This is a genomic window from Pusillimonas sp. ANT_WB101 (genome assembly GCF_008369125.1).
Taxonomy (GTDB): Bacteria; Pseudomonadota; Gammaproteobacteria; order Burkholderiales; family Burkholderiaceae_B; genus Allopusillimonas.
This window is the reverse complement of sequence record NZ_VOAY01000001.1, coordinates 751,468-773,786: the sequence shown is the minus strand read 5'-3', so window position 1 is coordinate 773,786 and position 22,319 is coordinate 751,468. Positions and strand designations below refer to the sequence as shown.

Here is a 22,319-nt window from a genome sequence, read left to right as displayed (position 1 = left end):
AAGATACCGTCATTCATACTTGATCCTCACGGTGTTTTACATCATGTCCCGATGGGGGCGGCGTAGTAGGTGGCGTAACGCCATCATGGTTTGACGCTGAATCCTTGCCAATAACCTTGATCTTAGTCTTGAACAGTCGCAACACCACAACAAAGAACACTGGCACGAACAACACCGCCAGTGGCGTTGCCGCCAGCATACCCCCCAATACGCCAAAACCAACAGCATTCTGGCTGGCAGAGCTGGCCCCAGTAGCCAGGGCAAGTGGAAGCACCCCAAGAATAAAGGCAAATGACGTCATGAGAATTGGCCGGAAACGCAGGCGTGCAGCGTGCACCGTCGCCTCAACCAAGCCCATCCCCTCCGCATGAAGATCTTTGGCAAACTCGACAATCAGAATGGCGTTTTTGGCCGCCAAACCGATCACCGTCACCATGCCAACCTGGAAGTACACGTCATTCGACATGCCTTTGCTGGCAATCATGAGTACCGCTCCAAGCATACCCAATGGCACTGCCATAAGTACCGACAGCGGAATGGCCCAGCTTTCATACAGCGCAGCCAACACCATGAACACGATCAAAATTGACAGTGCCATCAGAATGCTGGTCTGGTTGCCCGCCTGGATCTCTTGATATGACAGCCCTGTCCATTCGAATCCGATACCAGCCGGCAATTGTGCGACCAGTCGCTCCATTTCGGCCATGGCGTCACCGGTTGCGTACCCCGGCTTCGCAGCGCCACCGATGCGCACGGTCTCGTAGCTGTTATAGCGCACCACCTGCACCGGGCCTGTCGTCCAGGAAGTCGATACAAACGATGCCAACGGCACCATCTTGCCCTCATTATTACGGGCGTTGAGCTTGAGAATATCGTCGACCGACATGCGCTGGTCCTGCTCCGCCTGCATCCAGACGTTCTGCACCCAGCCCTGATTGGTAAAGTTGCCCAAATAAGACGAGCCGAGCGAGCTGGAAATCAGCGCAGCCGCCTCGGAAAAATCAACGCCCAGTGCTGCCGCTTTCTCCCGGTCTATATTGACCTTAAGTTGTTTGCCGCCTGCCAGGCCCGTAATACGCGTATCAGCAAGAATCGGGCTCTTCGCGGCCAACTGCAGCAATTGCTGTGAGGCTGCAGTTAAGGCTTCATGACCGAGGCCACCCCGATCTTCGAGCCGCAAATCAAAGCCTGTTGCATTGCCCAGTTCAGAAATGGCTGGAGGCGTAATAGCAAACACCATTGCGTCAGGTATGCCAAACAGCAGATGCTGGGTTCCTTTGGCCGCTAGCGCCTGTGCAGAGTTCTCGGGCCCTGGTCGTTCGGAAAAATCTTTAAGGGTCACAAACGCAAGTGCGGCATTCAACCCGTTACCGTTAAAACTGAAGCCCCGTATGGCAACGATGTTCTCGACCTGCGGCTGCGCCATGAAAAAGTCTTCAACCTGATTAATGACTTCGAGCGTGCGATTAGCGGTTGAGCCCGCGGGCAGTTCGATGTTGGTAATGAGATAGCCTTGGTCTTCTTCAGGAAGAAACGACGTAGGCAAGCGCATGTACATCCAACCAAGTACCACCAGCAACAGCAGGTAAACGAGCATCATGCGCCCGCCACGCTTCAGGCTTTTTGATACCCAGCTCTCGTATTTATCGGTTGTACGATCGAAAGAACGGTTGAACCATCCGAAAAAGCCACGTTTTGATTCGTGCTGACCTTTGGGAATGGGCTTGAGCAGGGTTACGCACAAGGCAGGCGTAAATGTCAGGGCCAAAAGGCCCGAAAACATAATGGAGACCGCCATGGCGACCGAGAACTGTCGGTAAATAACGCCGACGGAACCCGACAGAAAGGCCAGTGGCAAAAACACCGTGGAAAGCACCAGGGTGATGCCTATAATTGCACCACTGATCTGCGGCATCGCCTTGCGGGTGGCCTCTTTTGGCGAAATGCCCTCTTCGACCATGATGCGTTCGACGTTCTCGACCACCACAATGGCATCATCAACCAGAATACCGATGGCCAGTACCATGGCAAACATGGTGAGCACGTTGATTGAAAACCCTAACGCCATCATGACGGCAAATGCACCGAGAATGGCTACCGGCACCACCAGGGCCGGAATTAATGTGTATCGCACGTTCTGCAAAAACACGAACATTACGATAAACACCAGCACCATAGCTTCTAACAGCGTGTGAACCACCTGCTCGATAGAAAGCTTTACGTAGGGCGACGTATCGTAAGGAATGGCGTAGGTAATGTTTTCAGGAAAAAACTGTGACAATTCCTTCAGTTTTGAGCGAACGCCTTCGGCCGTGGACAGCGCATTGGCACCCGGTGACAGGGCAATGGCGAAAGCAGCCGTGGGTTTTCCGTTAAGGCGGGCACCAAACTGGTAATTGTCAGAGCCCACCTCGATGCGGGCCACGTCTTTTAGCGTTACCGCCGAACCATCGACATTGGAACGCAATACGATGTTGCCGAACTCTTCAACGGTAGCCAGTTGGCCATTGACGATAATGGGTGCCGACACGCGCTGCGATTCGGGGTTGGGCGGCGAACCCAGAATGCCACCAGAAATCAGCAGATTTTGCTGCTTGATGGCGGCGTTGACTTCTTGGGCACTAATATTGAACCCCGTCAGCTTGTCTGGATCGAGCCAGATGCGCATGGCACGAGGCGAGGCAAACAGCTGAAAACTACCCACACCAGGAACGCGTGCAACCGAGTTTTGAATCGAACGGGTAATATAATCGGCGAGTGCTGTTTCGTCCAAAGTACCATCAATGGATGACAGCCCTACCACCATCAGAAAGCCAGTATTTGCTTGGGCCACTTGAAGGCCCTGTGCGGTCACAGCTGCAGGTAATTTGGAGGTGACGTTGGCCAGCCGGTTCTGGATATCGACTTGCGCCAGGTCGGGATCAATACCCGGTTTAAAAGTTGCGGTGATCTGCGCACTGCCGTACGAGTCACTGACAGACTCATAGTAAAGCAGGCCTTTAGCGCCATTTAACTCGTTTTCGATGATGCTGGCCACCGTGGTCGAAACATCTTCGGCCGAAGCGCCGGGGTACGTCGCGCTAATAGTTATGGTTGGCGGGGCCACATCGGGGTACTGGGATACGGGCATGTTGGGAATCGCCAGCATTCCTGCCAGCGCGATGCCCAGGGCCACAACCCACGCAAAGATCGGACGGTCAATAAAAAACTGCGGCATGTGTGCTCACTGTTGAAGCGTTAACGCAGCGGGCCCACTGGGCCCGCATGATTTGGCTGCTTATCAGCCCTCGGTCTTGGCTTTTGATGCAGGAGCACCATCAGGCGCTTTGCTCGCATCGCCTGCCGCTCCACCCGCGTCGGTGTTGCCAGCCCCGGCTGCGGGTTTGTCGGCAGGAGCCTGCTTGCCCGGCTCTGCCGGTGCTTCTCCTGCCTGGGCTTTATCGCCCTGGCCCGGTTTGGCGGCTGCGCCCGCGCCGGGCTTAGCTGGCTTTTTGCCAGGCTGCCATGGCATTGGCTGCACTTGGGCTCCCGGGCCAATCTTCTGGAAGCCTTCTACAATAACAACGTCTCCGGCAGCAAGCCCTTTATAGATGACATACCCATCTTTAACCAGGGGACCAAGCGCTACTGTCATGGGAGCAACCTTACCGTCTTTGATCACCATGACACTGTTCAAGCCATCGGCTGTACGCTGAACAGCCTGTTCTGGAACGATAAGGGCTTTTTCATCTGTACCCTGCTCAAGACGGACCCGCACATACATGCCAGGCAGCAGAATCTCATCAGGGTTATCAAACAGTGCGCGCAAATTTACTTGCCCCGTTGTTGGGTCAACGCTAACACCCGAAAACAAAAGCTTGCCTTTGTGCTCATACTCGGAACCGTCCTCAAGCAGCACCTGAGCGAGCGCCGAGCCGTCTTCCGACTGGGTGAGTTGCCCACTGGCGAGCGCCTTGCGCAGGTTCGCCAGCTGCGTGGTTGAACGGGTGATATCCACATAGACGCGATCAAGCTGCTGCACGACGGCCAACTGCGTGGCTTCCGTAGCACTGACCAAAGCACCTTCGGTCACCATCGATTTGCCGATGCGCCCGTCAATCGGCGACTGAATTTTGGTGTAGTCCAGATTGATTGTGGCTGACTGCAGATCAGCCTTGGCAGCAGCCACGGACGCCTCTGCCTGCGCTGCGCGTGCCGCCGCATCGTCATACTCTTGGCGGCTGACAGCATTTGCCTTGATTAACTTGGTATAGCGATCGGCAAGCAGGCGTGCGCTACGCACATTGGCTTCAGCATTTTTGAGCTGGGCGGCAGCCTGATCACGCACTGCAGTGTAAGGTGCAGGATCAATGGTAAACAGCAACTGACCTTCTTTTATATCTCTGCCTTGCTCGAAATTAATCTCTTGAACAATGCCGGTGACCCGCGCGCGAATCTGCGCATCTTTGACCGCTTCAACACGGCCTGGTAATTCGACAAAAATTTCAGTTTTGCGCGGTTCAACGGTGACAACGCTGACCGGAACCTTCATTCCTCCTGGCGCTGGTTGGCTTTTCTCACCGCACGCAGCAAGCAAAAAAAGAGATGAAAACAATACTACGCGCGCTTGCTGCCAGGTAGGCAGGCGAAGATTCGGCATCAGGGACTCCCGAACGACCACAGCGCCGATGCCGACGCCATTGTCTATTTCTTAGTGTTTTATAAGGGGTAAAGTATATAGGTAATCGCCAGACGTAAGTAGTGATACCTATTTCGTTGTGTTTCAAACTCTGCTTAGGCACGCAATTTGCCGCCCTGTTATCGTCACTGTTGACTACTCAATTTAAAACAAAGGAGGTAGCATGATTAAATCCAGGACCGCCCAGCTTTTGCTTGCCATGGCTGCGGCCATGACACTTGGTGCCTGCGCTCATCAACAACCCGAACAGCGCAGCGCCACCGAATACACCGACGATACCACCATAAACACACAGGTTCAGGCCGCCGTGCTCGGCGTGCCTGGCGTTCATGCCAATGATATCCAGATTGATACGTACGAAGGCGTAGTTAAGTTGCGCGGCAAGGTCGACAGCCAGGCAGCAGCACAAAACGCCATTCAGGCGGCACGACAGGTCGCTGGCGTTAAGTCGGTGGATTATGACATTGACGTAGCACCAAAATAAACAATGTCTCTTCGCTTTGAACAGTGGGGTATGTCGCGCACCCGACCAACCCCGCCAAAACTTGTCGGCGCCCTTTATTGCCTGCTTACTCCGCCTACGCTGAAGGCGGAGTAAGCAAGCCAAGTGCTAAGGCTTGACTTCAAGATTGGGGCTAATCAAAGGATCAAAATCTTGCCATTGTCCATCGCGCCATTGGCCGCGAGCTCTTTCTACCTCAACACCACCGGCGTCACGCAGCAATACTGACACACGCTCCACCTGATCAGATTCGACATGTACGGCCAGCAACACGCCTGAGGGCCGTCCTTCATGTTTTTGGGCAATTCGGCTTTGCGCCCGGCTGCGTTCTGGATGAGCTCGCCCCAGCTTATAAACGGCGCCAAGCAACGAACCAACGTAGGCACCTATCCCTGCACCACCGGCAATGAACAGGGCGGATACGCCAAAACTGTAAGTAACTGCCATCCCTATCCCTGCGCCGAGAAGGCCGAAAATGGCCGCACCACCAACGGCACCGTACTGCCCTCCTTCAGATCCAGGGTCAGCGACGCTATCGCCCCCCCCTGGAAACGTATCATGAGTGCCTGCTGGATTCACATAGAAAGTATGCAAGGCATCAGATGATATTCCCGCGTTCATCAGCGAGATTGCAGCTGCCTTAGCGGCCTCGAAAGTCTCGAATCGAGCTGCTACGATTAACGCCATAACTTGCTCCTTAAACGCATCAAGTCCAGTCATCACCATGACACCGAACTAGTTGCACCCGTGTCGGGTGCTCCTACTAACTTCGTGCCTTTACGTTAGGCGCCTGAAAAGCGGACGCACGGTTGCGTTGCGTCATTTCGGTCAACAAATAAATCACGCCCGCGATAAAAAGTGGAGCAAGGTAATAGACGGCGCGATACACCAACGCACCCGCAAGCACTTCGCTACGCGACATATCGGGTGATGTCAGCAGCGCAATAACTACCGCTTCCAGCACCCCAAGCCCCGCTGGGACGCGAGCGATTAACCCGGCAACAGCACTTAGCAGTATGGCGCCAAGCACCACGGGGTAGGCTACCCGCTGCTGCAGCAACACCCACAACACCGAACCCATAAGCGCCCAATTGCACGTTGCCACAAAGACCTGAAGTAATGACAGCACGCCAGAAGGCAGCTCCACTTGCTGCCCGCGGACAGACCATGACCGTGTGCCGGAAAAAAAACACAGAAGCACATAAGCAAGCGCGACCACCGCCATGATGGCACCGATGATTCGCAACGTGCCTGTGCCCAGCCACCAATCTGCAGGCAAGTCGATCGCACCAAGCGCGAACACCACGCCGGCAAGCAGCAGATAGCCGATCCAGTTGGTGACCACAGCCAGGCCAAAGACGCGGGTCGCCTTGCCCGGTGATACACCCTGCTGCGTGTATAGCCGCAGACGCAGGCCCAGACCGCCCACAGACGACCCCAGGCTCATGATAAAGGCGTAAACCATCATGCCCGACAGATACGTTCTGAGCGACGACAGTTTGTGCCCGACATACCGTTTTCCGATCAGGTCAAAGGTTGCATACACAAAATAACTGGCCAGCGTGAGCACGCCGCCCAGCGCAAGTGCACGTAGGGGAACCTGCGCCATCGCCTTCAGCACCTCGCTCCATTCCACTTTCCACGCCGCCATGCCGATCAAAAGCACAATCAGTATCAGAAATACCGTGGTCAATACTGTTCGCAATCTGGACCAGTTTGCCTTGCCCCAGTTTATGCACGACGAGACCCATGATGATTTCATGTGGACTCCTTGGTTCTTGGACCCGAGTCTAGGTATTCATGCGAATAAGCGTGTTGCCCCGCGTCGGCACCGTCTGGTGCAAGAGCTTCACTGGATTCTGTTGCGCGATCTGTAGCACCCCTGTCGCCTCGTCTGGCTGCATCCACGGCGGGACGCACAATGTTAGGGGTAGCCGATGCCGGGTCTCCGTCTGTTCCGAGCCCTATTGGCTTAGGATCAGATTCATTTAGGTGATCCCGGCCGTTATCGGTCGCCGCTTCACCGACAGGCATGCCATCGATCAGTTTGTCATCCTCAACCAATATGGACTTGAGCGCTGGCTGGCGCGCAGGCAGACGCGCCAGCCACGACGGAAAATTACGCAGAAAGTGAAAAACAAAAACACCGAGAAAAACGCGCTGAATTTTTCTGCGTGGCTGTGTATCCGGGCTCATGCGCTTGCAGTGATTATCAACAAGCTTTTGAAGATTTTCATGGAGCTGCGTACTGAATGCGCGATCCTGGATAAGCACGTTGGCCTCCAGGTTTAGTGCCAGACTCAGCGGGTCGAGATTGCTCGACCCGACGGTTGACCAAGCGTTATCGACCACAGCCACTTTGCCGTGCAAAGGCCGTTCACAGTACTCATAAATCTCAACACCAGCAGACAGCAGGTAGTCATACAACATGGTGGCGACAAAGCGCGCAAACGGCATGTCTGGCTGCCCTTGCAAAATCAGGCGAACGTTGACACCCCGCTTCGCGGCGCGACGCAGGTCACGCAAGAACCGGTAGCCTGGAAAAAAGTAGGCATTGGCTATGGTGATCTGATGTTGTGCCGCACGTATCCCCAGCCTGTAATGCCGTTCTATGTCATTTTTATGTTGGTCATTATCGCGAACCACCAGGGCTGCTGAACTATCGCCCGGCGGTTCCATTTGGCGTTGTTTGTTGCGGCGCAGTTGTCGCCATGAAAAACGTGGCTTTACCGGCGCCAGTACTTCAGACTCGAAACGAGCAATCTCGTCAACAAGCGGGCCGCGTATAGCGATGGCATAGTCCTGCTTGGCCTCTGGCCCATAGTCTGCCAGATGATCAGCGCCAAAATTGATACCGCCCACAAACGCCAGCGTATCGTCAACCACAATAATTTTTCGATGCAGGCGCCTGAATAAGTTGGTACGCATACCAAACCGCTTGGGCTGCGGGTCAAAAAGATGAAACCCCACGCCCACAGATGTCATGGCCTCGATAAAGGCTGGTGACAAGTCTGCTGTGCCATAGCCATCTGCTGCAATATCTACCTTAACGCCACGCTTGGCAGCAGCGATAACTACTTCCTGCAGCTGATTGCCCACTTTGTCGGCAAATATGATAAATGTTTCGATCACCACGCTGCGCTGGGCCTGCTCGATGGCCTCAAACACTGCCGGGAAAAAATCTTCGCCGTTCTCCAGCAAGGTAATGGCGTTTCCAGTTGTCCAAGTGACTGTCATAACTCAATCTCCACAGCCAGAGGTGCGTGATCCGACAAGCGCGACCAAGGGCGGTAACGCAGCGAAATAGGCTCGAAATTCAGTAAATTGCGCACATAGATGCGATCAAGCCTGAGCAAGGGAAAATGAGCCGGAAACGTACGGGCAACCCGACCTCGTCGTTCACAGAACACCTCACGAAGATTGGCGCTGCGTGCAAGCAGGCGCTGACCACGTTCTCGCCAGTCATTGAAATCACCCGCCACCACAAGCGGCGCCTGCTGCGGCACCTCGTTGCCTATGTACTTGCACAACTCGCCCATTTGGGTCGTTCTATGACCTTCACGCAAGCCCAAATGCACGCACACCACATGCACCTCTCCGTCATAGCCTGGCGGCTTGACCACGCAGTGCAGCATGCCGCGCTTTTCCTTTTCACCCACTGAGATATCAATATTCTCGTGATAGGTAATTGGAAACTTCGACAACACCGCGTTGCCGTGATGGCCATTTGGGTAGACGGCATTGCGCCCATACGCAAACTGGGGCCAGATGGAGTCGGCAAGAAACTCATATTGACTTGTAGTAGGCCAGGTGGCCAGCTTTTCAGCATGCAGCTGATGGGCCCCCAGTACTTCTTGAAGAAAAACAATATCTGCACCGGTCGAACGGATGGCTTCACGCAGCTCATGCAGAATGAAGCGGCGGTTAAACACCGTAAACCCCTTGTGCGTGTTTACGGTCAGAATTTTGAGTGTGAGTGATGCGTCCTTGTTGGCCATGAAACCCAGTGAAAGTTATATATGGCAGATTCCCCAGCAAGTGGCGTGCCACTCATGCTCCATGTTGCCAGCTCCAGGCAAACCCAAAGCAACAAAAGCCGACAGCTGTTTTGTCACACTCACGGTTTACGGTTTAACAAGTGTCCGTCTGAAAACTTGGCAATATTGCAGTAGCGGTAGCGCTTTTCAGCCGGAGATTTAACCGATTGGCTCACACTGCCCACGCACTCACCTTAACTTAACAACAAACCGTCATCAGCCAGTTCTTCGCCACGTACCCGCTCAAACATATGCAACAAATCAGCCACTTCCATACCCTTGCGCTGTTCGCCCGAGACGTCGAGCACAACCTTACCCTGATGCAGCATAACGGTGCGCTCACCCACATCAAGCGCCTGACGCATGCTGTGTGTCACCATCATGGTGGTCAATTTGCTCTCACCCACAATACGGTCAGTAAGCTCAAGCACAAACTGCGCGGTTCGTGGGTCAAGCGCTGCCGTATGCTCATCAAGCAGCAAAATCCGCGAAGGCTGCAATGCCGCCATAAGCAGGCTAACCGCCTGGCGCTGGCCACCTGATAACAGGCCGATACGATCGGAGAGCCTGTTTTCCAGGCCCAGGCCCAAAATGGATACCCGTTCACGAAACTCATCGCGCATGGCATTTTTGACCGCTCTTGAAAAACCGCGCCGCTTGCCACGCCCATAAGCCAAGGCCAGATTTTCTTCAATGCTCAGGTCTTCGCACGTGCCTGCCATGGGGTCTTGAAACACCCTCGCCACCCTTTGTGCTCGGGTCCAGACGGGCTGGCGGGTAACGTCTTGCCCATCAATAGCGATGGTGCCGGTGTCCACCTCCAGCTCGCCCGAGACGGCATTTAAAAACGTAGACTTTCCGGCCCCGTTAGATCCGATTACCGTCACAAACTGCCCCGACGGAATTTCTAGTGAAAGGCCTTGTAGTGCACGGGTTTCAATCGGTGTGCCTACGTTGAAGGTTATATAAAGATCTTTTGCGCTCAGCATATCAACGCCTCTTTTTGTTGCCGCGCAGGCGCTGCTTGATTAGCGGTATGACCAGCGCAATCGTGACGAGCACGGCTGTAACGAGATTAAGGTCTTGCGCCTTCAGACCGATAAAGTCAGCATTAAGCGCCAGGGCAATGAAAAAGCGGTACAGCACCGCGCCCAAAATAACCGCCAGCGTGGCATATGCCATACGCCGCGACGGCAGTATGCTTTCACCCACAATAACAGCGGCCAGACCAATAACAATCGTGCCTATGCCCATGGAGATATCGGCCCCGCCCTGCGATTGTGCAAATAATGCACCCGCCAGCGCACATAGCGCATTTGATATACCCATGCCAGCCAGAATACGCCCGCCCGTCGCAACGCCCTGCGAGCGCGCCATGCGTGGATTAGACCCCGTAGCGCGCATAGCCAGGCCGGTTTCAGTTGAAAAATACCAGTCAAGCCCAAACTTGATCACTATTACCAAAATTAGCAGCATTATGGGTCGTGCCACGTAGTCGACCACGCCATCAGGCTGCAATACCGAAAAAACCGTGGGTTCCATGATTAGCGGCACATTGGGTGCGCCCATAACACGCAAATTAATGGAGTACAGGGCAATCATCATAAGAATGCTGGCCAGCAAATCCATAATCTTCAGCTTTACGTTGAGCCATCCGGTAATCATGCCTGCCAGGGCGCCTGCAAATGTGGCCAGTAGCGTGGACGAGAAAGGGTCCAGGCCCGCATGGATCAGCGTCGCAGCCGCAGCCCCACCCAAGGGGAAGCTTCCGTCAACGGTAAGGTCCGGAAAGCGCAATATCCGGAAGGAAATCAATACGCCCAGCGCGACCAGCCCGAAGATCAGACCGATTTCGAGTGCGCCCCATAAAGAGTAAATAGACATTGATGCAGCTCGTGCAAGAGAAAAAAGAAACAGGCAGGCCGCCTTGTGCAACCCACCTGTTTTGTGCCGCCAATAAGTTTAAACCAACTCGTCGCGTTTACTGGACGACTTCAGTCGCTGACTTGATGAACGATTCGGTCAGCGTCACGCCCTGAGCCTTGGCAGCGGCCGGGTTAACGTACAGCTCAAGCTTGCTACTGGTTTCGGACGGGATATCGCCAGGCTTTTCATCCTTGAGAATGCGTACCACCATTTTGCCGGTTTGCACGCCCAGGTCACGATAGTTGACACCCAGTGCAGCGATGGCGCCGCGCTTGACGCTATCTGTGTCAGAGGCAATCAGCGGCAGCTTGGTGTCATTACCCACTTTAACCAGCGCTTCGTATGCTGACACCACGTTGTTGTCGGTGTTGGTGTAAATGACATCGACCTTGCCCACCAGGCTGCGTGCGGCGGCGCCAACGTCTACCGTGCGAGCGGCAGTCGCTTCAACCAGCGTCATGCCTGCTTGAGGCAGCAGCTCGCGCAGGCGTTTGACCACTACAACCGAGTTAGCTTCACCCGGGTTGTAGACCATACCTACTCGCTTGGCCTCTGGCACCACTTTCTTGATCAGCTCAATCTGTTTTTCAAGCACAAGTGCGTCTGAGACACCGGTAACATTGGTGCCTGTGGCATCCATGGTGCTTACAAGCTGGGCAGCGATGGGGTCAGTAACCGCTGAGTACACCACAGGTATGGTTTTGGTTGCGGCCACGACGGCTTGCGCCGAAGGCGTGGCGATGGCCACGATTACATCGGGGTTGTCGCCAACATATTTGCGCGCAATCTGCGCCGCAATGGCCGTATTGCCCTGAGCTGTCTGAAATTGCCACTTTAAGCCCTTGGCGTCGGTATAGCCTGCGTCAGTGAGCGCCTGTCTAACGCCGTCTTTGACTGCATCCAGTGCGGGGTGCTCAACAATGGACGTTACCGCAACCGACTGCGCGATCGCAGGAGCTTGCGCCATTGCGCCCATTAAAGCTGCGGCACCCAGGATCAGCCTGGCCGAACTGCTCAACCTCATGTAGAACTCCTTGTAAATAACTGCGCAGCGCATCGCGCGCGCGGTGGGTGGGCGTAGCTTACCCTTTTGATCGTTTTTTTTCCGCAAGGGATATCCCTGCCACTATCGCAAAATCGATTGAATACGCACTATATAGCCATAGACAAACTTGAACCTTGCTGCGCCAGCAAAGCCCTGGCCCAGCGTCGGGCGGGTAAGCCGTACGTGGCCTCCACCTGCTCTGCCCGCTGCAAGAACCGCCCCACTGACACGTCAAGCAGCGGCCCCTTGAAAGCCAGCACGACCCGATTGCCGGCATCAACTTCGGGCAACTCCAGCACACGCCCGTCGAAAGCGCTGCGGATATTGTCCAGATTGCGGGGAAAGCTGGCGTGATCGCCAAAAAGATTGACCGTCATGATGCCGGTCTCGGCAAGCGCATTGCGACAACCTTGATAAAACTCGAGGGAGTCGCGCACAGGGCCCTGAGCCCCAGCATCGTACAGATCAACCATGAGCGCCATAAAACGGCCCACATTGCTGCCATCTTCGACCCAAATGCCTGCATCACAATGTTCGATCGTAGAGCGTGACGCGCCCGGCAGCCGAAAATACATTCTACAGGCTGCGGTTACGGCCGGGTTCCATTCGACGGTATGTACCGAGGCCGGAGTGTGCTTGAGGGTATAGCGCAACAATGAGCCCGCCCCTAAACCCAGAATACCGACCTCATCGTGCCGACTGGGCTCCAGAAAAAGCAACCAGCCCATCATTTGCTGCGTATAGGCCAATACCAGATCGGCCGGCCGGGCGGTACGCATGGCGCCCTGCACCCAACGGGTGCCGAAATGCAAATAGCGGATGCCGTCCTCTTCAGAAAGGGTGGGCTCATCATCCACATGATGAGCCACGGCCTCAGACACGTTCGAAGATGGCGGCAATACCTTGCCCGCCGCCTATGCACATGGTTACCAGCGCGTAGCGCCCGCCGATGCGGTCAAGCTCATGCAGCGCCTTTACCGTGATGATGGCGCCTGTTGCACCGATGGGGTGGCCAAGACTAATGCCACTACCATTAGGATTAACTTTGGCCGGATCAAAACCTAGCTCTTTGCTTACAGCGCAGGCCTGAGCCGCAAAAGCCTCGTTGGCTTCAATGACATCAATCTGGCTAATATCTAGCCCCGCCTTTTTAAGTGCGATACGTGTGGCAGGCACCGGGCCAATACCCATATATTTGGGATCGACCCCAGCGTGCCCATACGAAACCAGACGCGCCATGGGCTTGATGCCACGGGCCTTTGCAGCGCTGGCGGTCATGAGGAGTACGGCACCGGCACCATCATTTAGCCCTGACGCATTACCGGCCGTGACCGTGCCGCCCTCTTTCTTGAATACAGGCCTAAGAGCTTGGAATGTTTCGGCAGTAGCGCCCATGCGCACGTGTTCGTCAGTATCGAATACGACATCGCCCTTGCGCGTCTTGCGCACTACGGGAACAATCTGCGCCGAAAAATGACCTTGGGAAATAGCGGCTTCAGCACGCTGATGCGACGTAAGCGCCAGTGCATCCTGGTCTTCGCGACTAATGCCGTATTTTTCGGCCACATTTTCGGCAGTAACACCCATGTGCATTTTATCGAAGGGGTCTGAAAGCGCCCCTGTCATCATGTCGAGCATGACACTGTCGCCCATGCGCGCACCCCAGCGCTGGCCCAGCGCAACATAAGGCGCCCTGCTCATGCTTTCTGCACCCGCGCCAATGGCGACTTCAGCGTCGCCAAGCATAAGCGCCTGCGCTGCCGAAATAATGGCCTGCAGGCCCGACCCACAAAGCCGATTAACGTTGAAGGCGGGGGTTTCATGGCCAATGCCCGCATTAATGGAAGCAACCCTCGACAGATACATGTCGCGCGGCTCTGTGTTGATGACATGCCCAAAAACAACGTGGCCGACATCGGCGGCCTGTACATTGCTGCGCTCCATTACGGCTTTGACAACGGTTGAACCCAGATCGCACGGCGCCACGTCTTTGAGCGCGCCTCCGAAATCACCAATGGCGGTGCGGCAGGCACCAACAACAACTACGTCTTCCATCCCAGTCTCCTGAATATTCAGCCGTGGTAAAGAGGCAATAATAACGTCAAAGTAAAAAAAATGCGGCAGTGCAATACACTGCCGCATACATCTAATAGCCAGAAACCGAGACGGCCTAGTCTTGGGATTCTTTTGCTGGCTTGGCCTTCTTGCTGTCATCGGAGCCGTCTGTGTTGCTATCACGCTGGTCTGGAGCGACCCATTTGAGGGGCTCGATAACAAAAGGCTGCTTCTTGGCCGTCTTCTTTGTTGCCATGTGATGATCTCCTAAAGGCACGACAAAGGGCGCCCCGTGCGCCCTCGACACCTTACAGGGTAACACACATTATGAAAAAAAACCAATTACTACAAACACTTAGGTAAAACAGAAGCCACCTGACGGGGCTTAACACTTTATTTCAGACCTAAAAGATAGACCATCGCTGGCCTGCTTCGCGACATATCTGTTTCGTGGTCCCACCTCTACCACTGCTTTGGTCGGTGGCTAGACAGCTCGTCTGTACAATGCCTGTATCTCGTGTACGCCGTGTGTACGCCCCTCGAACCTGCAAAATAAAATGGATCACATGAAACTTGCAACGTGGAACGTAAACTCACTCAGGGTGCGCCTGCCTCAGGTGCTAGACTGGCTGCAGGCCAACCCAGTGCATGCCCTCTGCCTGCAAGAACTCAAGCTTGCCGACGACAAATTCCCACTCGAAGCCTTTAGCGAAATCGGCTATCAGGCACAATGGGCAGGCCAAAAAACCTATAACGGCGTGGCGATTATTGGCCCGGCCGAAAGCACAAATGTCCAGCGCAACATCCCCGGGTTTGATGACCCGCAACAGCGTATCGTGGCCGTCACCGTTGACAGCCCGATCGGTGACATTCGCATCATCAGTGCTTACTGCCCCAACGGCCAAAGCGTGGGCAGCGACAAATACGAATACAAGCTTGCTTGGTACGCCGCCTTGCAAGACTGGTTGGCCGATGAACTCAAAGAAAACCCCAGGCTGGCCATTCTTGGCGACTACAACGTTGCCCCCACCGACGAAGACGTCCATGATCCGGCCAAATGGGAAGGCGACATATTGGTTTCGCCCGCCGAACGGGAGGCGCTCTCATCGCTGCTTGGGCTTGGGCTCACCGATGCCTTCCGCATGTTTCCTCAAGAAGAGAAATCATTTACTTGGTGGGACTACCGCCGCTTTGCGTATCGTCGTAATGCAGGCCTGCGCATTGATCATATATTGCTCTCCGACGCGCTCGCTCCTTATTGCACCAGCTGCGTCATCGACAAGCAGCCACGCGGCAACGAGCAACCTTCTGATCACACACCCGTTGTGGCCACGCTCGACTTCACCCAAAAAATTTGAAGCCCTGCAAGGTTAACCGTTCTCACTTAACATCATATCCAGAAGATTAAGCCCTCTCCAAAGGCCGGCCTGCTCACGCTAACTGGTAAAATCTGCGCTTTATTCTGTTATTTTTTCTGATCATGTCATCTGACTCCGGTAATATCTTCCTCGTGGTTGCCCCAAGCGGCGCAGGCAAATCCAGCCTCGTCAACGGGCTGCTGCAGCAAGACCCCTCAATCGTCCTGTCCATTTCGTGCACCACGCGCGAACCCAGGCCTGGCGAAGAGGCCAATAAGCACTATCGGTTCGTCACGCATGAACAGTTTGAGGTACTTCGCGAAAACAACGCGCTGCTCGAATGGGCCGAAGTGCACGGCAACTTTTACGGCACGCCACGTGACCGCATTGATGAAGCCTTAAAAAACGGCCAGGATGTAGTGCTCGAGATCGACTGGCAAGGAGCACGTCAGGTGCGCGAACGCTTCCCTCAGGCAATAGGTATTTTTATTTTGCCTCCCTCCATTGAGGCGCTCGAAGCCAGGCTCACCAAGCGTGGGCAAGACGCACCCAATGTCATTGCGCGGCGGTTGCTTGCAGCGGGCAGTGAAATCGCCCATGCTTCTGAGTGTCAATATGTTATTATTAATCAAGAATTTAGCACCGCATTAAAGCAGCTGGCGGCTGTTGTCACCGCAACGCGATTGCGCTATGCAACGCAGGCTGCCCGTCATGCAGATCTTTTCTCCCAATTGGGCATCAGCAAAACCACCGCCTGAAGCCCTTCCGTTAGCAACTCATACAAGGTAAAACATGGCGCGCATTACCGTCGAAGACTGTCTTGATCGAATCCCCAACCGCTTCAACCTCACCCTGGTTGCCGCATACCGGGCACGTGAGCTGGCGCAAGGCCACGAGCCCCGCCTTGACACCAAAGACAAACCCACCGTCACCGCCTTGCGTGAAATCGCCGCGGGCGTGACCGGCCTCGAAATGCTGCGCAAGGTTCCGACCTAATTCAGCAGGGGGCGGCCATGGCATTTTCTGCACTACGAGGCGCATCGTCAGGCCTAATCGCTGCCCTTAAAAAAGGCCCGCGCCTGCGCCGCCGCAAGGCTGGCCGCAACCCCCAACATGGTGCCTCTGCCCTTGGTGCTGCTGACGAGTCAGGCAGCACCAAGGCCAACACCATCGCCTCACTGGCACCGCTTACCGAAATTATTAGCGAGTACCTCGCGCCCAAAGAGATCGAAAGGGTTAAAGAAGCCTATCGCTTTTCAGACCAGGCTCATCTGGGCCAGTTCAGGGCAAGTGGCGAACCGTACATTTCGCACCCCATCGCGGTTACCGAAATATGCGCCGGCTGGAAGCTGGATGCCGACTCGCTCATGGCCGCTCTGCTGCATGACGTCATCGAAGATCAAAACGTCAGCAAGCAAGAGCTCGCCGAAAAATTCGGCCCCGATGTCGCCGAAATCGTCGATGGCGTGTCCAAGCTTGATCGCCTCGAATTTGCCACCAAGGCCGAGCAGCAGGCCGAAAGCTTTCGCAAAATGCTTCTGGCCATGGCGCGCGACGTACGCGTCATTCTCATAAAGCTGGCTGACCGTCTGCACAATATGCGCACCCTAGGCGCGGTAAGCTTAGAAAAACGTCGGCGTGTAGCGCGCGAAACTCTCGACATCTACACGCCTATTGCGCACCGACTGGGGCTCAACGCCCTGTTTCGCGAGCTACAAGACCTTTGCTTTCAGGCCATACACCCCAACCGCTACGATGTGCTGCATAAAGCGCTGTTGGCGGCACGTGGCAACCGCCGTGAAGTACTAGGCAGAATTTCCGATGCGGTACGCGTAGCGTTGCCGGCCGCCGGCATTGAAGCCGACGTCAGTGGTCGCGAAAAATCCTTGTTTAGCATCTACACCAAGATGCAGGAACAAAAAAAGTCATTTTCCGACGTACTTGATATCTATGGGTTTCGGGTTATCGTGCACACGCTGCCTGAGTGCTACCTGGCCCTGGGCACCCTGCACCAACTTTACCGGCCCGTTCCCGGTAAATTCAAAGACTACATCGCCATTCCAAAAATCAATGGCTACCAGTCGTTGCACACCACGGTTGTAGGGCCTTACGGCACACCCGTCGAATTTCAGTTTCGTACGCACGACATGGACCACGTCGCTGAAGAAGGCGTTGCTTCGCACTGGCTGTACAAAGAAGAAGACGTGTCGCTCAACGATCTGCAAAAGCGCACGCACCAGTGGCTGCAATCATTGCTCGACATCCAGAGCCAAACCGGCGACTCAGGTGAATTTCTTGAACACGTCAAGGTTGATCTATTCCCCGACGCCGTTTATGTGTTTACGCCACAGGGCAAAATTTTGTCGCTGCCACGTGGTGCCACACCCGTCGATTTCGCTTACGCGATTCACACTGATATTGGCAACCAGGCCGTCGCGTCCAAGATCAATGGCGAATTCGCGCCCCTGCGTACCGAACTCAAAAGTGGCGATGCTATAGAAATCGTCACGTCGCCAGCATCGCGACCCAGTGCGCAATGGCTTAACTATGTACGCACTGGCCGTGCCCGCTCTGAAATCCGCCACTACTTGCGCACAGTCAAGTATGAAGAGTCTGTTGCCTTCGGCCAGCGCTTGCTAAACCAGGCGTTTGATCAGTTGCATCTGCCCCACCCTGCCAGCGATGATCCCGAATGGGAAAAACTGGCCAAAGGGTCAGGCGCCATCTCACGAGAAGAGATCCTGGCAGATATCGGCCTGGGCAAAAGGCTTGCCGCCGTTGTTGCGCGCCGATTCGCTCCTGAAAACCCCATTTTAGCCACCACGGCGGCAGCAGTCGATGAGTTTAGCTCTTCAACCAGCAGCCCTATTGTCATCCATGGCAACGAGGGCCAGGCAGTGCAGTTGGCCCCCTGCTGCGGCCCGCTTCCCGGTGATGCCATTATCGGCGGTATACGGCTGGGTCACGGCTTGGTCGTGCACATGGAAGAATGCTCGGTAGCGCAACGTCAGCGGGCCAAAGAACCCGAGCGCTGGATCCCCGTCATCTGGGACACCAACACCGCACGCCACTTGTCCACACGGCTTGATGTAACCACCATCAACGAACGCGGCGTGCTGGGCCGCCTGGCCGCTGAAATTACCGAGGCTGACTCCAACATCATGCACCTGACCATGCAAGATGATGCGGGCGCAACAACATTGCTGCACTTGACCATACAAGTAGACAGCCGCAAGCATCTGGCTCAGGTTATTCGTGCCATGCGCCATGTACCGCAGGTACAAAAGATTGTTCGGTTAAAAGGCTAAACAGTTCAGCGTGTGGCCTCACGATGAGGCCACATAGATGGCGTTCAACATTCATCGTTTATACAATACCTGGTCTGGTCTTTTGGTATCTGTAATGCCTAATCTGGCCTGGTGTGTTTGGCCTGTTGTGTTCTTATCTATTGTTTCCTGGCCTATCATTTTGGCAAAACACTATTTATAGCCACCATTTCGTCAAAGCCCACACCGTTGCACCGTAGGCCAGCACACCAGCAAGTGTGCCCCAGGCAATGGTATTTAGCCATGCCTTGCCGGCCATCACGCCAAGCACCCCCGCCACCACGGGCACCACGGTGGCAACAGCGTCTTCACGAACATTAACCAGCCCCCAGAACGAAACCACCAGCAACGCCACAATGGCGGCTGGGCCAATGGCATCGAGAGCGCGACGCAGGCGGCCATGGCGTGCAGTGTTCATACTGCCACGGTCCTGCCATATCATGGGAATGAGACGGATCAAGAACGTGCCTACACCGCTGAACAGCACGACCCAAAGCAAGGTTGATGTACTCATGACCGAAGCGCCATCAGAACGCCTGCGCCCATACCTGCCAGAATTGCTGCATAGCCCGGAAGCACTGTTAGTGCGAGCAACGATACAAGCGCTGCTCCCACCAGCACAGACGGTCGCACCAGTGTGCGAACTTCGAGCAGCAACGCGAGAAACAAGGCAGGCAGTACAAAACCCAAGGTCTGTGTTACCACCGCAGAGTTGCTGAGCCAGTCACGCCCAAACCAGGCACCCACCGCCGTCCCCGCAACCCACGAAGCATAGGCGCCGAGTTGCAGGCCAGCGTACCAATGCTCACGCTCATGTGCCGGTTGCTCCCGCAGTTTGCCCACAGACGTTGCAAAAACCTCATCGGTAAGGCCAGCGGCCAACGCAACCAGAGGCAGCTTGCGCGTTGAACCATCTAACCGCGACAAAATGGCAGGGCCATAAAAAAGATGGCGTAGATTCATTAACAGCACCACACCAACAACACTGAAGGCTGCCCCGCCGCCCGCAACCAGGCTAATGAGTACAAACTGTGCAGCCCCCGCATACACCAGTGCCGAGATCAGTACGGCCATATAAGGAGATATATCGGCGTAGACCGCAGCCAGCCCGAACGAGATCGCCACAGGCACGTAGCCAACAGCGATGGAAAGACTGGCGCCCAGCCCCCGTAACAATGCCGAACGCATCACTCAGGGCTGGTAAGCATTGATAAAAATGGCAGGATCGACACGATTGCCGTTCATGCTTACGTTCCAGTGCAAGTGCGGCCCTGTGGCCCGACCGGTAGCGCCAACGCGGGCAATGACTTGACCACGGCTAACTGTCTGCCCCGGCTTCACTTCTGAAGCGGATAAGTGACAGTACATGGTAACCAGGCCTTGCCCGTGATCAACAAACACGGTTTTGCCATTGAAGAAATAATCAGCCACGATGGTGACCACGCCATCGGCAGGCGCTTTGACGGGGGTGCCAGCAGGAACGGCAAAGTCTAGCCCCGAGTGCGCATTGCGTTCTTCGCCGTTAAAGAAGCGGCGCAGACCAAAGCGGCTGGAAAGACGCCCACCCTCTACAGGCCGGTCGAGCACGATGTTGCTGGGCCCGGTGGGGCGAAAGCTGGCATAGGCTTCGATCTGCTGTTTATATTCGCGCTCGTAGCGTTTAACCTGCTCGGGGTCGGGGTTGACGTGCTGTTTGTTCTTGAGGGTTATGTGTTGTGAAGGATAGATACGCGCGTCCACATTAAAATTAACAGTGCGCGCTTCGCTTGCTGTTTTTATGCTGATCTGGTGCGGACCAGTTTGCGTTTTAAGATCAAGCCCAACCAGGGCGATCCATTGCTCGTCACTGTCTTGCAGCACCATGACAGGCTTGTTTTCAAAGGCTGCCGAAGGAGTGGCCGCGCCGTTGCCCAGGCCAACCACCGCCACGCCTCCGGGCACAGGGTGATTCAGCGCCCGCGCCATATACCCCTGGGCCCATGCAGGCGTCCACGCTGTCAGTGTGAGGGCAAGCGTAAAAAGTACAGCGCGCATCATGAAAAAAGCTCCGTAACCTGAAAAAAGTCATTGTCTCTGCCGACAGCACTAAGAGACAAACGTATGGATCAAACCATTGATAACCGAACCGGGCCGGTAGCGATATCAGCCGTAAGCAGCGGTTGCAGCCCTGCCGGCAGCCACCGGGCTTGCGGATAAAGCGTGTAACTCGCTGGCAGTGCGCCGAACGCCTAGGATTTACCCCTAAATTACCCGTTAAGGCAAGGGAAAGACGACCGCGCACACTACAATCAAGCCGCCGTGCGAAACGGATATGCATTATCTCATGCCCTGTTTCGCTTGCTTTAAACGTTAGGACGCGGCAGGGTCATGACCCTGCGCCCTTTCAACATGTAAAGGACCAACTTCATGAATAAAATGCTCGCTATCATTACCGCAACCAGTGCAGCAGCGTTTACGCTCAATGCCCAGGCCGTCACAAAATGGGATCTTCCCAGCGCCTACCCGGCTTCCAATCTTCATACCAAGAACCTTGAACAGTTTGTCAAAGACGTTAAAGAATACTCGGGTGGTGAACTTGATATCACGTTGCACGCCAACGCCTCGCTGTACAAAGCGCCTGAAATTAAACGTGCGGTACAAGGTAATCAGGCCCAGATCGGTGAAATTCTGCTCACCAACTTTGCCAACGACGACCCTATTTATGCACTAGACGGCCTGCCCTTTTTGGCAACCGGCTACGATGCCGCCTGGAAGCTATACCAGGCTCAGAAAGGGTTGCTGGACAAGAAACTTGGGCAGCAGGGCATGAAACTGCTTTATACCGTGGCATGGCCCCCCCAAGGCATTTTCTCCAATAAAGAAATCAACTCCGTTGACGACCTTAAAGGCGTCAAATGGCGTGCCTACAGCCCCGTCACTGCACGAATTGCGGAGCTTGTTGGCGCACAGCCCGTTACCATCCAGCAAGCCGAACTGGCCCAGGCCATGGCCACAGGCGTCGTTCAGGCATTCATGACTTCGGGCTCCACCGGCTGGGACACCAAAGCATATGAGTACATCAAGCGCTTTTACGACACCCAGGCCTGGTTGCCCAAGAACGCCCTCATCATGAACAAAAAGGCCTACGACGCATTGGATGACAAATCCAAAGAAGCGTTGAACAAGGCTGGCGACGAGGCCGAGAAGCGTGGCTGGAAAGACTCCCAGGAAAAAACCAAGTGGTATTTGGAGCAGCTGTCGAAAAACGGTATGGAAATCATCAAACCTTCCGATGCACTGATGCAAGGTCTGGATAAAGTCGGCGACACCATGCTGACCGAATGGCTTGAGAAGGCCGGCCCAGAAGGCAAGCAGGTGATCGACACTTACCGCGCTGACAAGTAAGAGTCACT

The 22,319-nt window shown here is 55.0% G+C and carries 20 protein-coding genes and 1 pseudogene; 6 read left to right on the top strand and 15 right to left on the bottom strand.

The annotated features are described in order from the left end of the window. Positions 1–13 precede the first annotated feature (13 nt). Together FQ179_RS03680 and FQ179_RS03675 are read right to left on the bottom strand one after the other, a co-directional pair. Positions 14–3,217, bottom strand: a complete 3,204-nt coding sequence (locus FQ179_RS03680; RefSeq protein ID WP_149395905.1) for an efflux RND transporter permease subunit — start codon at positions 3,215–3,217, stop codon at positions 14–16. Between the two features lie 63 nt (positions 3,218–3,280). Then, positions 3,281–4,639, bottom strand: coding sequence for an efflux RND transporter periplasmic adaptor subunit (locus FQ179_RS03675; protein WP_149395904.1), 1,359 nt, complete (start codon positions 4,637–4,639; stop codon positions 3,281–3,283). Between the two features lie 202 nt (positions 4,640–4,841). Here FQ179_RS03675 and FQ179_RS03670 point away from each other — a divergent pair, with 202 nt between their 5' ends. Beyond that, a complete protein-coding gene (locus FQ179_RS03670; protein WP_149395903.1) occupies positions 4,842–5,162 on the top strand; it encodes a BON domain-containing protein in 321 nt (106 codons plus the stop codon). A 126-nt stretch (positions 5,163–5,288) separates the two neighbouring features. Here FQ179_RS03670 and FQ179_RS03665 read toward each other — a convergent pair whose 3' ends face one another. From FQ179_RS03665 to FQ179_RS22215, 10 genes and pseudogenes are all read right to left on the bottom strand, one after another. Further along, positions 5,289–5,867 (bottom strand): hypothetical protein, encoded by a 579-nt coding sequence (locus FQ179_RS03665; protein ID WP_149395902.1) that lies wholly within the window; start codon positions 5,865–5,867, stop codon positions 5,289–5,291. Between the two features lie 76 nt (positions 5,868–5,943). Continuing rightward, a complete protein-coding gene (locus FQ179_RS03660) occupies positions 5,944–6,942 on the bottom strand; it encodes a lysylphosphatidylglycerol synthase domain-containing protein (protein ID WP_149395901.1) in 999 nt (332 codons plus the stop codon). Between the two features lie 302 nt (positions 6,943–7,244). Next, positions 7,245–8,417: pseudogene (gene clsB / locus FQ179_RS03655) on the bottom strand (cardiolipin synthase ClsB); the annotation flags it as partial. After that, positions 8,414–9,178, bottom strand: coding sequence for an endonuclease/exonuclease/phosphatase family protein (locus FQ179_RS03650; RefSeq protein ID WP_149395899.1), 765 nt, complete (start codon positions 9,176–9,178; stop codon positions 8,414–8,416). The gene FQ179_RS03650 and the pseudogene clsB, both read right to left, overlap by 4 nt. A gap of 233 nt (positions 9,179–9,411) precedes the next feature. Then, a complete protein-coding gene (locus FQ179_RS03645) occupies positions 9,412–10,206 on the bottom strand; it encodes an ABC transporter ATP-binding protein (RefSeq protein ID WP_149395898.1) in 795 nt (264 codons plus the stop codon). 1 nt (position 10,207) lies between these two features. Further along, positions 10,208–11,101: an ABC transporter permease gene (locus FQ179_RS03640; RefSeq protein WP_149395897.1), complete on the bottom strand. Its 894-nt coding sequence runs from the start codon at positions 11,099–11,101 to the stop codon at positions 10,208–10,210. A gap of 97 nt (positions 11,102–11,198) precedes the next feature. Next, a complete protein-coding gene (locus FQ179_RS03635) occupies positions 11,199–12,167 on the bottom strand; it encodes an ABC transporter substrate-binding protein (protein WP_149395896.1) in 969 nt (322 codons plus the stop codon). Between the two features lie 128 nt (positions 12,168–12,295). Next, complete coding sequence (locus FQ179_RS03630) at positions 12,296–13,087, bottom strand: spermidine synthase (RefSeq protein WP_255474820.1); 792 nt, start codon at positions 13,085–13,087, stop codon at positions 12,296–12,298. Beyond that, positions 13,062–14,243 (bottom strand): acetyl-CoA C-acyltransferase family protein, encoded by a 1,182-nt coding sequence (locus FQ179_RS03625; protein ID WP_149395895.1) that lies wholly within the window; start codon positions 14,241–14,243, stop codon positions 13,062–13,064. Before FQ179_RS03625 ends, FQ179_RS03630 begins: the two co-directional genes overlap by 26 nt. A gap of 115 nt (positions 14,244–14,358) precedes the next feature. Further along, the gene (locus FQ179_RS22215) at positions 14,359–14,499 is read right to left on the bottom strand and encodes a hypothetical protein (RefSeq protein WP_180119493.1); all 141 of its coding nucleotides are present in this window, start codon (positions 14,497–14,499) and stop codon (positions 14,359–14,361) included. Positions 14,500–14,809: 310 nt separating this feature from the next. Here FQ179_RS22215 and xth point away from each other — a divergent pair, with 310 nt between their 5' ends. The 4 genes from xth (at position 14,810) to FQ179_RS03605 (ending at position 18,909) form a co-directional block, all read left to right on the top strand. After that, a complete protein-coding gene (gene xth / locus FQ179_RS03620; protein ID WP_149395894.1) occupies positions 14,810–15,601 on the top strand; it encodes an exodeoxyribonuclease III in 792 nt (263 codons plus the stop codon). A gap of 122 nt (positions 15,602–15,723) precedes the next feature. After that, on the top strand, positions 15,724–16,359 hold the full coding sequence (gene gmk / locus FQ179_RS03615) for a guanylate kinase (protein ID WP_149395893.1): 636 nt from the start codon (positions 15,724–15,726) through the stop codon (positions 16,357–16,359). A 34-nt stretch (positions 16,360–16,393) separates the two neighbouring features. Then, entirely contained in the window at positions 16,394–16,597 is a 204-nt protein-coding gene (rpoZ, locus tag FQ179_RS03610) for a DNA-directed RNA polymerase subunit omega (RefSeq protein ID WP_149395892.1), read from the top strand. A 17-nt stretch (positions 16,598–16,614) separates the two neighbouring features. Then, complete coding sequence (locus FQ179_RS03605; RefSeq protein WP_149395891.1) at positions 16,615–18,909, top strand: bifunctional (p)ppGpp synthetase/guanosine-3',5'-bis(diphosphate) 3'-pyrophosphohydrolase; 2,295 nt, start codon at positions 16,615–16,617, stop codon at positions 18,907–18,909. Positions 18,910–19,084: 175 nt separating this feature from the next. Here FQ179_RS03605 and FQ179_RS03600 read toward each other — a convergent pair whose 3' ends face one another. Genes FQ179_RS03600 through FQ179_RS03590 form a run of 3 tightly spaced genes read right to left on the bottom strand, consistent with a single transcriptional unit; the run spans position 19,085 to position 20,961 of the window. Further along, a complete protein-coding gene (locus tag FQ179_RS03600; protein ID WP_149395890.1) occupies positions 19,085–19,441 on the bottom strand; it encodes an AzlD domain-containing protein in 357 nt (118 codons plus the stop codon). Then, positions 19,438–20,115, bottom strand: coding sequence for an AzlC family ABC transporter permease (locus FQ179_RS03595; protein ID WP_255474904.1), 678 nt, complete (start codon positions 20,113–20,115; stop codon positions 19,438–19,440). The genes FQ179_RS03600 and FQ179_RS03595 overlap by 4 nt, the downstream gene beginning before the upstream one ends. Positions 20,116–20,118: 3 nt before the next feature. After that, complete coding sequence (locus FQ179_RS03590) at positions 20,119–20,961, bottom strand: peptidoglycan DD-metalloendopeptidase family protein (protein ID WP_223146214.1); 843 nt, start codon at positions 20,959–20,961, stop codon at positions 20,119–20,121. Between the two features lie 372 nt (positions 20,962–21,333). On the opposite strand from FQ179_RS03590, the gene FQ179_RS03585 reads away from it, so the two are divergent. Further along, positions 21,334–22,311 (top strand): TRAP transporter substrate-binding protein, encoded by a 978-nt coding sequence (locus FQ179_RS03585; RefSeq protein ID WP_149395887.1) that lies wholly within the window; start codon positions 21,334–21,336, stop codon positions 22,309–22,311. Positions 22,312–22,319 lie beyond the last annotated feature (8 nt).

What these genes read in the sequence shown, in the direction of transcription:
- rpoZ (WP_149395892.1), top strand. Translation starts at nt 16,394, where the DNA reads ATGGCGCGCATTACCGTCGAAGACTGTCTTGATCGAATCCCCAACCGC.
- FQ179_RS03675 (WP_149395904.1), bottom strand. Translation starts at nt 4,639, where the DNA reads ATGCCGAATCTTCGCCTGCCTACCTGGCAGCAAGCGCGCGTAGTATTG.
- FQ179_RS03640 (WP_149395897.1), bottom strand. Translation starts at nt 11,101, where the DNA reads ATGTCTATTTACTCTTTATGGGGCGCACTCGAAATCGGTCTGATCTTC.
- FQ179_RS03650 (WP_149395899.1), bottom strand. Translation starts at nt 9,178, where the DNA reads ATGGCCAACAAGGACGCATCACTCACACTCAAAATTCTGACCGTAAAC.
- gmk (WP_149395893.1), top strand. Translation starts at nt 15,724, where the DNA reads ATGTCATCTGACTCCGGTAATATCTTCCTCGTGGTTGCCCCAAGCGGC.
- FQ179_RS03635 (WP_149395896.1), bottom strand. Translation starts at nt 12,167, where the DNA reads ATGAGGTTGAGCAGTTCGGCCAGGCTGATCCTGGGTGCCGCAGCTTTA.
- FQ179_RS03585 (WP_149395887.1), top strand. Translation starts at nt 21,334, where the DNA reads ATGAATAAAATGCTCGCTATCATTACCGCAACCAGTGCAGCAGCGTTT.
- FQ179_RS03600 (WP_149395890.1), bottom strand. Translation starts at nt 19,441, where the DNA reads ATGAGTACATCAACCTTGCTTTGGGTCGTGCTGTTCAGCGGTGTAGGC.
- FQ179_RS03595 (WP_255474904.1), bottom strand. Translation starts at nt 20,115, where the DNA reads ATGCGTTCGGCATTGTTACGGGGGCTGGGCGCCAGTCTTTCCATCGCT.
- FQ179_RS03665 (WP_149395902.1), bottom strand. Translation starts at nt 5,867, where the DNA reads ATGGCGTTAATCGTAGCAGCTCGATTCGAGACTTTCGAGGCCGCTAAG.
- FQ179_RS03670 (WP_149395903.1), top strand. Translation starts at nt 4,842, where the DNA reads ATGATTAAATCCAGGACCGCCCAGCTTTTGCTTGCCATGGCTGCGGCC.
- xth (WP_149395894.1), top strand. Translation starts at nt 14,810, where the DNA reads ATGAAACTTGCAACGTGGAACGTAAACTCACTCAGGGTGCGCCTGCCT.
- FQ179_RS03660 (WP_149395901.1), bottom strand. Translation starts at nt 6,942, where the DNA reads ATGAAATCATCATGGGTCTCGTCGTGCATAAACTGGGGCAAGGCAAAC.
- FQ179_RS03625 (WP_149395895.1), bottom strand. Translation starts at nt 14,243, where the DNA reads ATGGAAGACGTAGTTGTTGTTGGTGCCTGCCGCACCGCCATTGGTGAT.
- FQ179_RS03645 (WP_149395898.1), bottom strand. Translation starts at nt 10,206, where the DNA reads ATGCTGAGCGCAAAAGATCTTTATATAACCTTCAACGTAGGCACACCG.
- FQ179_RS03605 (WP_149395891.1), top strand. Translation starts at nt 16,615, where the DNA reads ATGGCATTTTCTGCACTACGAGGCGCATCGTCAGGCCTAATCGCTGCC.
- FQ179_RS03680 (WP_149395905.1), bottom strand. Translation starts at nt 3,217, where the DNA reads ATGCCGCAGTTTTTTATTGACCGTCCGATCTTTGCGTGGGTTGTGGCC.
- FQ179_RS22215 (WP_180119493.1), bottom strand. Translation starts at nt 14,499, where the DNA reads ATGGCAACAAAGAAGACGGCCAAGAAGCAGCCTTTTGTTATCGAGCCC.
- FQ179_RS03590 (WP_223146214.1), bottom strand. Translation starts at nt 20,961, where the DNA reads ATGCGCGCTGTACTTTTTACGCTTGCCCTCACACTGACAGCGTGGACG.